The organism is Nostoc sp. (assembly GCF_036917975.1).
GTDB lineage: Bacteria > Cyanobacteriota > Cyanobacteriia > Cyanobacteriales > Nostocaceae > Nostoc.
On sequence record NZ_JBALEJ010000024.1, the window covers coordinates 624,384 to 637,458 of the forward strand.

12 protein-coding genes and 1 pseudogene are annotated in these 13,075 nt (G+C 42.8%); 9 read left to right on the top strand and 4 right to left on the bottom strand.

Annotated elements, in window-relative coordinates; genetic code table 11:
- Positions 1–12: 12 nt before the first annotated feature.
- Positions 13–870: a hypothetical protein gene (locus V7K76_RS11295; RefSeq protein WP_334775117.1), complete on the bottom strand. Its 858-nt coding sequence runs from the start codon at positions 868–870 to the stop codon at positions 13–15.
- Between the two features lie 507 nt (positions 871–1,377).
- Here V7K76_RS11295 and V7K76_RS11300 point away from each other — a divergent pair.
- Positions 1,378–1,695, top strand: coding sequence for a hypothetical protein (locus tag V7K76_RS11300; RefSeq protein ID WP_334775129.1), 318 nt, complete (start codon positions 1,378–1,380; stop codon positions 1,693–1,695).
- A gap of 684 nt (positions 1,696–2,379) precedes the next feature.
- Positions 2,380–4,107, top strand: coding sequence for a succinate dehydrogenase/fumarate reductase flavoprotein subunit (locus V7K76_RS11305; RefSeq protein ID WP_334775116.1), 1,728 nt, complete (start codon positions 2,380–2,382; stop codon positions 4,105–4,107).
- Between the two features lie 82 nt (positions 4,108–4,189).
- Here V7K76_RS11305 and V7K76_RS11310 read toward each other — a convergent pair whose 3' ends face one another.
- On the bottom strand, positions 4,190–4,390 hold the full coding sequence (locus tag V7K76_RS11310; protein WP_334775115.1) for a DUF6887 family protein: 201 nt from the start codon (positions 4,388–4,390) through the stop codon (positions 4,190–4,192).
- A 39-nt stretch (positions 4,391–4,429) separates the two neighbouring features.
- On the opposite strand from V7K76_RS11310, the gene V7K76_RS11315 reads away from it, so the two are divergent.
- A complete protein-coding gene (locus V7K76_RS11315) occupies positions 4,430–4,615 on the top strand; it encodes a DDE transposase family protein (protein WP_334775113.1) in 186 nt (61 codons plus the stop codon).
- 64 nt (positions 4,616–4,679) lie between these two features.
- Here the strand turns inward: V7K76_RS11315 and ctpC are convergent, their stop codons facing one another.
- On the bottom strand, positions 4,680–5,963 hold the full coding sequence (gene ctpC, locus V7K76_RS11320; protein WP_334775111.1) for a carboxyl-terminal processing protease CtpC: 1,284 nt from the start codon (positions 5,961–5,963) through the stop codon (positions 4,680–4,682).
- A gap of 220 nt (positions 5,964–6,183) precedes the next feature.
- A complete protein-coding gene (gene ispG / locus V7K76_RS11325) occupies positions 6,184–7,410 on the bottom strand; it encodes a (E)-4-hydroxy-3-methylbut-2-enyl-diphosphate synthase (protein WP_334775110.1) in 1,227 nt (408 codons plus the stop codon).
- A 181-nt stretch (positions 7,411–7,591) separates the two neighbouring features.
- On the opposite strand from ispG, the gene V7K76_RS11330 reads away from it, so the two are divergent.
- The 6 genes and pseudogenes from V7K76_RS11330 to V7K76_RS11355 all read left to right on the top strand — a co-directional run bounded on the left by V7K76_RS11330 (position 7,592) and on the right by V7K76_RS11355 (position 13,069).
- The gene (locus V7K76_RS11330) at positions 7,592–10,732 is read left to right on the top strand and encodes a PA14 domain-containing protein (protein ID WP_334775109.1); all 3,141 of its coding nucleotides are present in this window, start codon (positions 7,592–7,594) and stop codon (positions 10,730–10,732) included.
- A gap of 487 nt (positions 10,733–11,219) precedes the next feature.
- Positions 11,220–11,417: a DUF2281 domain-containing protein gene (locus V7K76_RS11335; protein WP_099066453.1), complete on the top strand. Its 198-nt coding sequence runs from the start codon at positions 11,220–11,222 to the stop codon at positions 11,415–11,417.
- The gene (locus tag V7K76_RS11340; protein WP_334775108.1) at positions 11,414–11,545 is read left to right on the top strand and encodes a type II toxin-antitoxin system RelE family toxin; all 132 of its coding nucleotides are present in this window, start codon (positions 11,414–11,416) and stop codon (positions 11,543–11,545) included. The genes V7K76_RS11335 and V7K76_RS11340 overlap by 4 nt, the downstream gene beginning before the upstream one ends.
- A gap of 24 nt (positions 11,546–11,569) precedes the next feature.
- Positions 11,570–11,674 (top strand): annotated as a pseudogene (locus V7K76_RS11345) (type II toxin-antitoxin system RelE family toxin); the annotation flags it as partial.
- Positions 11,675–11,901: 227 nt separating this feature from the next.
- On the top strand, positions 11,902–12,081 hold the full coding sequence (locus tag V7K76_RS11350) for a hypothetical protein (protein WP_334775107.1): 180 nt from the start codon (positions 11,902–11,904) through the stop codon (positions 12,079–12,081).
- A complete protein-coding gene (locus V7K76_RS11355) occupies positions 12,035–13,069 on the top strand; it encodes an isochorismatase (RefSeq protein ID WP_334775106.1) in 1,035 nt (344 codons plus the stop codon). Before V7K76_RS11350 ends, V7K76_RS11355 begins: the two co-directional genes overlap by 47 nt.
- Positions 13,070–13,075: the final 6 nt, after the last annotated feature.

The window sequence follows — 13,075 nt, forward strand, 5'->3', positions numbered from 1 at the left end:
AACTCCTAACTTTTAAAGCCCATTGAAGTTGTAACCAACTCCTAACAACAAGCCCACATCAGTTGTATCGAAAAATCCCGCATTTATAGCAGCAGTTGCCGTAAATTGAGGAGTTAGAGGCACATCAATGCCAGCAGATGCCAAAAAGGCGAATTTAGAGTTATCACCAGTTTTGTAAGCTGCGCCCACTCCGATGTAAGGTGCGATCGCTAATGGTTCGCTAAAAGCATCTGCTGATTTGAAGGTAAAATCGTAGGTGACAGGAAGTAGAATTGTGGTGTTGTCCCCGAATACGGCTGAGGGTCTCACCGATATAGAATTTGTCAGTCCGATTTTGCTGATTACCGCAAAATTACCATCGCCCAAAGACGCGTCACCAGCACCATTCAAACCAACATTACCAGCAACGCCAACATAGCTGCTGCCACCACGGGTAGTTCTACCTAAATCAATATCCGATTGCGCCACTTTGGTAGCAGATGGTTGAGCAGTGGTTTGAGAAACCGATTGAGAAGTCGGTTGTACAACCTCAGAGGTGAGCGTCGCAGATGAGGTTGACACTGTGCCTGGAACAGGTGTAGCTGTTGTGCTGGTGTTTTGCTCCATTGCAGTGTTGGGCAACTGCTGTACCTTAGCTAAATTTGTCGCTGTAAATATTTCAGTTGTTTCTGTAGAGAGATTTTGGCTTTCAGTGTCTAGTTTTGGACTAAACTCGTTGGGAGATGCTACGGTTGCGGAAGGCTCGGTTAATGGCTGACTTCCCAACTTGTCCACAGTCTGGGCACTTGCAGATAAGCCGCTACTCAGGAATGTAAGAGCAGCTACACTTGGCAACCAAAAAACACCTTTACGAAGAAAAATAGTACTCACGTTCACTCCTAAAACAATGTTGCCACGAAAAATAAAGATTTTTGTCGATTATAAGTCAACAAATTCGGGCAATACTCAAAATTTAACATCAAAAAATCTGTTTTTCCATCCTGACTTTACTTGATTTCTCTAGTTAATTTTTACTCGCAAAAAATTAACTACTATAGTAATCTGAATCATTTGTGACAAACAAGATCCCCGACTTCTTAAAGAAGTCAGTGATCCGTGAGTTGCGATTTTCACAATCAAATACAATTGCTAGATATTCTGAATATCCTGAATCTGATAGATGACATTAAGCAAAGAGATTATATGTTTAGGAGGTTATGAAAATTACGACCTCTCCCACGAAGAGAAAAAGTTTTCTTCCAGAATAGCTGCCTTTCTGCCAAAGTTGGCTTGATTGTGAAGTGATATTACGAAGCTTGCAAAAATATTTAGAAATTGCCGACAAGGCAAACATAGTTCTAACGTAGAACCTATTAGGAGAGACTTGAGGCGAATATGATGAGCGAAAATAATATTCAAAAGTATCGGTTTGTCTGTACCCTGACTTTCGGTGATATCTACGGTCAAATAATTGTTTGGTTAATTACAATTACTCTCAGTTTGGCATCAGCTTTGGCATTGATGGGTGCCAAGCGACCCGTGTATGCTTTAGCAACGGCGGGTCTTGTCGTTCTGCTATCGCTACCTTTCTTGTTGTTTGCCTTTGTCACTACCTTGTTAAATCATATTGAAGTCACTCCTGTAGGGCCGGGAACCAAAATGGAACCCATACCAGGTAATGTGTCTCAGCAACAACCTGTACAAGCAACAAGCTAAAGAGTTAGGAGTAGGGACGTGATTAATCGCCTCTCTACAGGAGTTATGAGTCACTCTATCTGTCCCATAAGGGACTGACAAATAAAAAAATATCCAATTAACTCTTGTGGGGTGGGCGTCTCGCCCGCCCTATGGACTGGGCGGGCAGGATGCCCACCCCACAATATTGGATAATTTATTTCTTGGAGTTCCATAACTCTTCATTTTTAACTTTTCACTCCTAATTTAAAAATTTTTTATAACATCCCTGTCTATAAGCCAATACAGTTCAGTTAAGCATTTGTCTCTTCTCTCAGTGCCGCGCCAGTTGCTTCAAGTCGGGGAACCCGCCCAACGCACTGGCTTCTCTGCGTCTGGAGTGGTAGCCTGCGGCAAGCCTTCCGGGTGACGCTCCTAACGTCGCTAATGCTGCGCTAACAGCAGTCGCTCATGGGGCAAACCCCCTACAGCCTTCGGGCATCCTACGGCAGGCGCTAGCCTCTCCCTTTGGGAGAAGACCGCGCTGCTTCACCGCTTTGCGTCTACGTTAAAAAAATTGACTTTGACAAAGGGTTTTAGTCTTAACCCAAGCGTATTGGTCTATAAGCAGGGAATTTTTTGTAGAGATGCCACTGTTGTAACCCACTGCCTGATTCATCACGTCTCTACAATAGAACAGCAGTGGTTTGCAGTCGGGGGCTAAATATGCTGGAACATGATGTGATTATTGTCGGGGGTGGATTAGCAGGATGTCGCGCTGCTGTGGAAATTGCCCGCACCGACCCTAGTTTAAATATTGCTGTGGTTGCCAAAACCCACCCAATTCGTTCCCACTCGGTTGCAGCTCAAGGTGGTATGGCTGCATCGCTGAAAAATGTTGATTCAGAGGATAGTTGGGAAGCACATGCTTTTGATACTGTCAAGGGTTCTGATTACTTGGCAGACCAAGATGCTGTAGCGATTCTCACTCAAGAAGCGCCAGATGTGGTAATTGACTTGGAACATCTTGGCGTTTTATTCTCTCGATTACCCGATGGGCGCATTGCTCAACGGGCTTTTGGGGGACACTCCCACAACCGGACTTGTTACGCTGCTGACAAAACTGGTCACGCGATTTTGCACGAATTAGTTAACAATTTGCGGCGTTATGGGGTGCAAGTTTATGAAGAGTGGTACGTAATGCGTCTTATTTTAGAAGAAAATGAGGCAAAGGGTGTGGTAATGTTCCATCTTTTGGATGGACATATAGAGGTGGTGCGGGCTAAGGCGGTGATGTTTGCCACAGGGGGCTATGGTCGCGTTTATAACACTACCTCTAATGATTACGCTTCTTCAGGTGATGGTTTGGCAATGACTGCGATCGCCGGTTTGCCCCTAGAAGATATGGAATTTGTGCAGTTTCATCCCACTGGTTTATATCCGGTAGGGGTGCTGATTTCGGAAGCGGTACGGGGAGAAGGGGCGTATCTGATTAATAGTGAAGGCGATCGCTTTATGGCGAACTATGCCCCCAGTCGCATGGAACTAGCTCCTCGTGATATTACCTCACGAGCGATCGCTTACGAAATTCGCACCGGACGTGGTATTCATCTTGATGGTAGTGCTGGCGGCCCCTTTGTCTATCTGGATCTACGCCATCTGGGCAAAGAAAAGATTATGAGTCGCGTTCCCTTCTGTTGGGAAGAAGCACACCGTCTAGTAGGTGTTGACGCGGTAACTCAACCGATGCCAGTCCGCCCGACAATTCACTATTGTATGGGTGGTATCCCAGTTAATACTGATGGGCAAGTTCGTAGTAGTGACGATGGTTTAGTTGATGCTTTCTTTGCTGCGGGTGAAACATCTTGTGTTTCGGTACATGGTGCAAATCGTTTGGGGAGTAATTCACTTCTAGAGTGTGTAGTTTATGGTAAGCGGACTGGGGCTGCGATCGCCAAATTTGTCCAAAAACGTAAGTTACCCTCTGTAGATGAGCAACAGTATGTAACAGAAGCCCAGCAACAAATTCAAGCTTTACTAGAACAACCAGGACAGTACCGCATTAACCAAGTTCGTGAAGCCTTCCAGGATTGTATGACTGAGTACTGTGGTGTTTTCCGCACTGAGGCGTTAATGACTGAAGGTTTACAGAAACTAGAAGAAATACAACAGCAATATCCTCAAATTTATTTAGATGACAAAGGTAGTTGCTGGAATACAGAGCTGGTAGAAGCTTTAGAATTGCGAAGTTTGATGGTAGTAGGGCAGACTATTTTGGCATCAGCCCTAAATCGTCAAGAAAGTCGTGGCGCTCATTTCCGCGAAGATTATTCCCAGCGAGATGATGCAAATTTCCTCAAACACACAATGGCTTACTATTCACCAGCCGGAATTGATATCCAATATCGACCGGTGGCGATTACTATGTTTGAGCCAAAAGAGCGGAAGTATTAGTTGAAAGTAAATTTATGTGAGAAATCGAGGTGACTACAAAAATTTTGTCCACCTCGATTAAAAATATGAAATTATTAAGTTATCAATCAGAGCCTAATTGTTTTTGAATTACAGCTGTTATTTTTTCTTCCCAAGCCGGATCATTTAATTTTATTGCAGCATCACGATGACGAGATTTTCGTCTATCCATGTAGTCATAAAAGGCTTCCTTATCATCCTTGTGGGTGATAAAGTAACTCTTTAGCTCTTGGTCGCTCATTGCTGCATAGTTTACCTTATTCATAGTTCTACAGACTATAAAAACAAGATTTTTATTTAAAATATGAACAAATCACAAACTTGGTATATTGTCAAGCGCTCTGCTGGAAACTGTGAAATTATCCCCAGCCACCAAGTTGGCAACGATAATCTAGAAATTATAGAACAGTGGGGGCCTTTTAGTTCGCCAGAAGAAGCGATCGCTCGGCGTGTCGGACTTATTAGGGCTGGAAAATGCCAACCAGTTTAAGTTAGGAGTTAGAAGTTAACAATGATGGTTTTTATTCCTAACTCCTCACTATTCACTCCTAACTTTATTTTTCTGCTGTGGGTGTACCCTTCTCAGCAATTTTTTTACCTATAACTTCCACCGCTTTAGCGAATTGAGGGTCTGCTAGGGTAGCGAGTTTGTCGCGTCCATGCAGCCACAAATCTTCCATCTGCTTTTTGGTCAAATCCACCTTCACATCTGGCTCAATGCCTTTATGATTGATGTCTGTACCATTGGGGGTATAGTAGTGAGCAATTGTTACCGCCAATCCTGAACCATCTTCCAGAGGACGTACTGATTGCACCAATCCCTTACCAAAGGTTTGAGTACCTACCAAAGTCGCGCGCTTATTATCTTTCAAAGCCCCTGAGAGAATTTCACTGGCACTAGCTGAACCTTTATCTACCAGTACTACCAAAGGTTTATTTGTTAAGGCTCGTCCGTTTGCCTCTTCTTTTTCTGCCTCTCCTTGGCGTTCAACAGTGGAGACAATCTTACCTTTATCTATCCACATCCGGGCAATATCCACACTGGAGAAGAGTAAGCCACCTGGATTACCACGCAAATCTAGAATATATCCAGCTACCTTTTTGCTTTCTAAATTTTTGATAGCGCTTTGCATTTCCTTACCAGAATTGGCGCTGAACTGGTTCAAGCGAATGTAACCAAGATTCCCCGATGGGGTTTGCTTTTGGGAAAACTTAACTGGATGGATTTCAATTCGCGCCCGTTTGATATCAAACTGTTTTATTTGAGCGTCGCGTTGAATAGTCAGGCTAACTTGGGTTCCAGCTTCACCCCTAATCAAAGATACTGCCTGATTGGTATCCATCCCCTTAGTATCTTTGCCATCGATTTTGAGGATGATATCTTTTGCCAAAACACCAGCTTTAAAGGCTGGTGTATCTTCGATTGGCGCAATTACAACCAATTGCTTGGTTTTTTCATCCTGGCTAATGGTGATCCCAATCCCTGTCAATTCTCCAGAGGTATCAACCTGCATATTCTTGAATTCCTCTGGGTCCATAAATCGGGTGTAGGGGTCTTGCAACTTTTTCAGCATTTCCCGAATGGACTTATACGCATCCTGTGGATTACTGTAAGACTTGCTCAAGTATTCCTTACGAACAGCCTGCCAATCAACCTGATTAAAAGTACCGTCTACATATTGGCGTTGAACAATTTGCCAAACTTCATCTACTAAATTTTTAGGACTCGCTTTAAATAAAGCCTGACCTCGCGAATGAATGCCAAGGCTAGTAACAGCGATCGTGGAGAGTGTCACTGCCGTAGCACCCAAAACAAGTCTACTTTTTGTAATCACCATAATGACAGCTGCATCAGAGGGAAAATTTATAGTCAGTATGCTCAATCTAACACAGGCTACCACTGTACAGACGGAGTATGTATTCCTAATTTACACAAAATACTTGACAATCTGGCAAATTGGGGATTGGGTATTGGGGATTGGGGATTGGGGATTGGGCATTGTTTATTCTTCTTGTCTCCCCCTGCTTCCCCTGCTTCCCCTGCTCCCCCTGCCCCCTTTAAGGTTCTACCCAGCGTTCATCTGCCTTAATGAGGTTAATTAATTCCTCTACACCTTTATCTTCTGGGACTTTTTTAATTTCTTCTCGACCACGATACAAAGAAATGTAACCGGGTGTTTTGCCGACATAACCATAGTCGGCATCGGCCATTTCTCCCGGGCCATTGACAATGCAACCCATAACTGCAATGTCTAACCCAGTTAGGTGTTTAGTGGCTTCCCGGACTTTGTGCAGCACTTCTTCTAGATTAAACAAAGTGCGTCCACAGGAAGGACAAGCGACATATTCCACCATCGTTTTTCGCAATCCCAAAGCTTGGAGAATGCTGTAGCAGACGGGGATTTCTTTTTCTGGTGCTTCTGTAAGTGAGACGCGAATTGTATCGCCAATGCCATCAGCAAGTAAGGTGGCAATACCAGCCGTAGATTTAATTCGCCCGTATTCGCCATCACCGGCTTCTGTAACGCCTAAATGTAATGGATAATCCATACCAAGTTCATCCATGCGCTTGGCAATGAGGCGATAGGCGGCTACCATCACCGGGACTCGTGAGGCTTTCATGGAAATTACCAGGTTGCGGAAATCCAAAGATTCACAGATGCGGATGAATTCGATGGCAGATTCCACCATTCCTTCGGGGGTGTCACCGTAAGTAAATAGCATTCTCTCCGCGAGGGAACCATGATTTACACCAATTCGCATCGATTTTCCTTGGTCGCGCAAAGAAACTACTAGAGGTTCTAAGGTTTCGCGGATTTTATCGCCAATTTCGTCAAATTCGCTTTTAGTATATTCAGTTCGATTGATGTTTGGCTTTTCAAACACATACAAGCCGGGATTAATCCGCACTTTCTCTATGTGCTTGGCAACTTCCACAGCGATTTTTAGCCCGTTGTGATGGACATCAGCCACAATTGGCACGTCTTGGTAAGTTTTAATTAATTTTTGTTTAATTTCTGCTAAAGCTTTAGCATGAGCCATACTCGGCACGGTGACGCGGACAATTTCGCAGCCAATTTCGTGCAGACGACGAATACCAGCTACGGAACCATCAATATCAAGAGTGTCTTCGTTAATCATTGACTGCACTACAACGGGGTAGCCGCCGCCAATGGTGACATTTCCCACCTTTACAGGGCGGGTTTTACGCCGCTTGATAGTTGTATCAAAGGCGGCTGGAGTTGATGTGATGCTTGAAGTGTTTACTGTGGGCAGAGTTTGCATAACCTGATTAGGTAAATTTGCTGTTGCTCAAATATCAGATTTAATAAATCTCTGTTTCCCAGATTGCCACAGGTGGTGGCTCTTTGGGTGATTAGATAGAAAAAAATCAGACAATAACACAGCACAACAGATCAAGAGCGATCGCTGAGTTATACATATTATCAGCAATGCCATTGATTTTATGAACCAACCCTCAATACCTGTTATTCATTCAACAGTCAGATATGATATGCAGCGTCAAGATATTGAAGGTAGGAATGGCGATGACAAGATTTGGGGGGGTTCTGGTAACGACAAACTGTGGGGAGAAAATGGTAGCGATCGCATCATTGGAGATGAAGGAGATGATGAGGTAAACGGCGGTGGAAATGATGACTATCTATGGGGTAGTCAGGGTAATGACAAGCTCTGGGGAGAAGATGGTAATGATGAGCTACGCGGTGATGATGGCAATGATGAACTGAGGGGAGGTGGTAATAATGACAAACTTTGGGGCGGTAATGGTGATGACAAACTTTGGGGAGAGAACGATAACGATGAATTATATGGTGAAAGTGGCAATGATGAATTAAACGGCGGCAGCAATGATGACAAGATTTTTGGCGGACCGGGGAACGACAGACTCTGGGGTGAAAGTGGCAACGATGCGCTGTATGGTGATGATGGCAATGATCAACTGAGGGGAGGTGATAATAACGACAAACTTTGGGGTGGTAATGGTAACGATGAATTGTATGGTGAAAGCGGTAATGATGAATTAAATGGTGGTAGCAACGATGACAAGATTTTTGGCGGACCGGGGAACGACAGACTCTGGGGTGAAAGTGGCAATGATGCGCTGTATGGTGACGATGGCGATGATACTTTAGATGGCTATGGCAATGGCGATAATGAAAGGGATCTTTTAGCAGGTTGGGCAGGCAGAGATCGATTCATTCTCGGTAACTCTGGCAATGTTTACTACACAAGAAATGGACGCAATGATTTCGCTGAAATCTTGTCTTTCAATCGAGATGAAGACACTATTCAGTTGAAAAGTTTATCTAATAATGTCACTAACGGTAGTAAAGCCTATGGCTATCGTTTAGTTACTGTTGGTTCTGATACTGAGATTCGTATAGATAGCAATGATGACTTGATTGCAATTCTCAGAGGTGTAACAGGTATCAGTTTCACAGGTAAAGGCTTTGCATTTGATGGTAGTTCTCCCCAAGAAATCATTAAGCAGTTGTATCGTGACGTTTTTGGACGTGAAGCTGATTCTGGTGGTTTGCAAATATCAAGTAATCAACTTGCCTCTGGAGTAATGACTTATGAACAAATCCGACAGGCTTATGCCTATAGTGCAGAAAGCAGGGACAAAGTTAACACAGCCTACCGCAAGATTTTACTACGTGATGCCGATGTAGGTGGTTTGCAAAGTTATCAAAATAACTTGGCACAAGGCTGGACATTGCAGCAAGTATACGAGAGTATATCTTCTAGCACAGAGGCGCGATCGCAGTTTTGGGTAGCCCAGTATTTTAACAACACTGATAGAACTGGTAGCCCTGTTTTTGCCGAGAGTTTTGGTCGTACTAATACAGGCTTTGATCGTAACTGGGGAAATGGTTCACCTTCAAATTGGGTATCTACTGATAACTTCTCCGCACGCATATTTGGACAAGTATCTTTTGGTGCAGGTCGTCAAGAGATTAGTGTTCAGTCTGACGATGGTATACGAGTGCGAATCAACGGACAAACGATCATTGACCGCCTTGTCGATCAGTCATTTGTTCTGAATACAGGGATTTTTGATGCTGGAAATGGTGGCAAATTTAATGTTGAAATTGATTACTATGAACGTGGTGGCGGTGCGGCTTTAAACTTTGCAACTAAAGCGCTTCCAAATATACCTATTGGAAACTGGAAAGCCGAGTTTTTCAATAACGTTGATCGTGCAGGAACCCCTGTAATTGTTCAAGATTGGGGTAGTGGTAGTCAAAACTTCTCACGCGACTGGGGTAACAGTTCTCCTAGTGCAGGAATCAACTCTGACAATTTTTCAGCTAGGGTAACAACACAACGTTACTTTGCTCCTGGTCGTCACCAAATTCTGACTACTTCAGATGATGGAGTGCGGGTTATTATCAACAATAACGTTGTAATTGACCGACTTGTGGATCAATCTTCTGTTACCCATACAGGTGTTTTCGATGCAGGTAACGGGGGTTATTTTAATGTTGTGCTTGACTACTATGAACGTGGCGGCGGTGCAAACTTAAGTTTTAATGTCATAGACAGCTTCAAGGATTCTACGACAGTGAACGGAACTTCCTATGCCTGGGAGTTGAACCAGTACAATAAAGATGGCAAAACAAACTTACAAATTGACCCAAATAAAACTACTATCGTTGTTGCTCATGGACGGGTTAACAAAGCCAATGACTCAGTAGGAAATCTAGAACAACTAGCAAAAACTGCTGCTAAACAATTTGGTGAAGCTCAAGTGCTTTTCCTGGATTGGCGAAATGCATCTGCTGATACTTTACTAATGCCTGTTGAAGCAGGCAAGCGAATTGGTGCAGTTGCTAATGGTGTAGCTCAAGCCCTGCGTAATCTTGGGTTGACTAATGCTAATAACCTTTACTTTTATGGGCATAGTCTTGGTTCTTTGCTGCTGACTAAGGTTGCCGAAAAATACGGTAAAATAGCGGGTTTTACATCTCTTGATCCTGCATTTGCAGCTGAAGAATATGACTTAGATAATGATGGAGATTCGTTAGAAGATGAGTTACCCGATCTTCGTAGCATTGCTACTCGCTCAATTGCCCTAGTAGCAGAGAATGTCATCAATGCTACCGATGCTGAGATAATTGCTGCTGGTCTTGTTAGTGGTGTTGTTGTTGGTGGTGTTGGTGGTATTGGTATTGTTGGTGTTGTTGGTGGTGCTGCCGCTATTGGTATTGCTGGAGACAATACTTATGCAAGAACTGCTGAACGTTCCTATATCGTTAATTTTGGTGGTTACGATCTCAGTCGCTTAACAGATATACCATATACTTTCCACAATGCTGTGGTGGACACCTTTACGGGTATGCTTCTAAGTGGATTAGAGGTAAACATTCTTGCTAGTGCATCAGATATTAGTAATGACCAGTGGGGTGAAGACGGTAGTCAAAAGTCTTGGACTAATCCTGGTTTCTTTTACCATGAAGGGGTGATTGATGTCGATTTCTCCAACTCGAACAAAACCATTACGGTAGACAAGCTTCAATTCATCAATTCTTCCAGACAACGAGTCGCACGAATTATAAATCAAAAAGTTGAGAGGTCAGTATAAACTGTTTTGAATTCCAATCGCTTTTTTGTGATTGTGGATGAATGCGCGATCGCCTTTGTGACTACCCAGAGTGCGATCGCTCTTGTGTTGTGAATGATTACGAGCGATCGCCTTTGCGACTACTCAGAGTGCGATCGCTTTCGTATTGTGGATGAAAGATAGCGATCGCTTTCCTTTTGTGACTATGCAGTGTGCGATCGCTTTCCCATTCTCATACACGATCAACTGCGTCAGCCTTTCTCACTACCCACAGTGCGATGTCCTTCCTGCATGATGAAGTACGTTGGCGCAGCCCGCCACAGACATCACAATTTCTTACTTGAGTTATACTAAAGACGGGTTGCAGCTTTAGTTTTAAAATCGCCAAGAGTATTGATATACAAAGATTTTTGCCTGGGCAAAAGTCTAGCAATCATCCGTTTTTAGTATAGCAAGACTTCAATAGCCATCATCTTATAATAGAGTCAACCAGCATAAAGCGGAATTTATGAATGCCAAACAGAAAATAATTGAAGAGATAGAAAATGTACCAGAAGAAATTATATACGAGGTTCTGGACTTTTTACTTTTTTTGAAAGCTAAAGAAGATAAAGAAGATTTAGAAGATGCAAAAGCTGCATTAAAAGAAGCACAAGAGGTTGGTACGATTTCCTTGGGTGAACTCAAAAGGGAATTAGGTTTGTGAGTTACGAAGTAGAAATTGCTCCGGCTGCAAAAAGACAGATAAAAAAATTACCCTATGATGTTCAACAAAAAGTGGTTGCTAAATTGGAAGAACTTGCTTTTGAGCCTCGTCCTGATGGTGTGAAATAATTAGAAGGTTCTGATAATTTATATAGAGTAAGATTGGGAAAATATCGAATTATTTACGAAATACAAGATGGTTTATTATTAGTCACGGTGGTCAAAGTAAAGCATCGTAGTGATGTTTATAGATTGTGAACAACTAAAAATCGCGAGCATCCCAAATGTGCAAAAATGCCTTACCGCTTTCACATTTTCATACATGATGCAACTGCGTTGGCGCAGCCCGCCACAGGCATCACCTTTGTAACTACCTAGAGTGCGATCGCTAAATTTTTGTTTTCATAATACAAATATACTATTGAATAAACAGATTACACATCCCACCAGCTAAATTAGACTTATCACTAAATTCTTTGACGCCCATGTTAGAAAAAACATCTACATTCCAGAAAGCCATAGAAGCGGTAGAAGCATTAGATCCAGAAGCTCAGGCTATTCTTGTAGATATTATCCAAAAGCGCCTCAAACAACAGCGACGAGATGACTTATTATTAGATGAACACCCAAATAATAACCCAACTACCCATTCCTCCACACTTTAACCCTGAAGAAGTGGGCAAAGTCTGGCGCGTATCTTACCAAGAACGTGCCGATGAAGCTGAAATCTGGGCAAAACAACACGATATCAAACCTGCATCTTTAGACAAAACCAACATTTGCTTACTATTAATTGATGTCCAGAATACCTTCTGTATCCCCGGCTTTGAATTATTTGTAGGTGGAAAATCTGGTAATGCGGCGGTGGATGATAATGTCAGATTATGTGAGTTTATCTATCGAAACTTGGGAATAATCACGAAAATTGTACCAACTCTAGATACTCACACAGCAACGCAAATCTTCCATCCAATCTTTTGGGTAAACGCTGCGGGAGAACATCCTACTCCAGCAGCGACTAGCATCACACCAGCAGATATTGAACAAGGTATTTGGAAAGTTAACCCAGCAGTTGCCGACAGCGTTACTAATGGGGATTATGAATTATTAGAAAAACACGCTTACCATTACCTTAAAAAACTTAGTCAAGACGGTAAATATCCCCTCACTGTTTGGCCTTATCATTCTATGTTGGGTGGTATTGGTCATGCTCTAGTTTCATCGGTAGAAGAAGCAATATTTTTCCACGGCATTGCACGTGAGAGTCAAACCCAATTTGAAATCAAAGGCGAAAATCCTTTAACAGAAAACTATTCCATCTTACGTCCAGAGGTGTTAGAAGATTTTGAACAACGTCCACTTGCTCAAAAGAACACGCGCCTGATTAAACAACTTTTAGAATATGATGCAGTAATTATTGGTGGTCAAGCTAAAAGTCATTGCGTCGCCTGGACAATCGACGATTTATTAACAGAAATTAAACAGGTAGATGCTACCCTGGCGAAAAAAATCTATCTGCTAGAAGATTGCACTTCTCCTGTTGTTGTTCCTGGTGTTGTAGACTACACAGAACAGGCAGATGCCGCATTTACAAGGTTTGCAGAGGCAGGAATGCACATCGTAAAATCTAGCGAATCCATAGCATTTTTTTAACGCAAA

Coding starts and splice junctions, on each gene's coding strand:
- ispG (WP_334775110.1), bottom strand. CDS start 7,410: ATGCAAACTCTGCCCACAGTAAACACTTCAAGCATCACATCAACTCCA.
- V7K76_RS11350 (WP_334775107.1), top strand. CDS start 11,902: ATGTTAGAAAAAACATCTACATTCCAGAAAGCCATAGAAGCGGTAGAA.
- V7K76_RS11330 (WP_334775109.1), top strand. CDS start 7,592: ATGAACCAACCCTCAATACCTGTTATTCATTCAACAGTCAGATATGAT.
- V7K76_RS11355 (WP_334775106.1), top strand. CDS start 12,035: ATGAACACCCAAATAATAACCCAACTACCCATTCCTCCACACTTTAAC.
- V7K76_RS11310 (WP_334775115.1), bottom strand. CDS start 4,390: ATGAATAAGGTAAACTATGCAGCAATGAGCGACCAAGAGCTAAAGAGT.
- V7K76_RS11300 (WP_334775129.1), top strand. CDS start 1,378: ATGAGCGAAAATAATATTCAAAAGTATCGGTTTGTCTGTACCCTGACT.
- V7K76_RS11315 (WP_334775113.1), top strand. CDS start 4,430: ATGAACAAATCACAAACTTGGTATATTGTCAAGCGCTCTGCTGGAAAC.
- ctpC (WP_334775111.1), bottom strand. CDS start 5,963: ATGGTGATTACAAAAAGTAGACTTGTTTTGGGTGCTACGGCAGTGACA.
- V7K76_RS11335 (WP_099066453.1), top strand. CDS start 11,220: ATGAATGCCAAACAGAAAATAATTGAAGAGATAGAAAATGTACCAGAA.
- V7K76_RS11305 (WP_334775116.1), top strand. CDS start 2,380: ATGCTGGAACATGATGTGATTATTGTCGGGGGTGGATTAGCAGGATGT.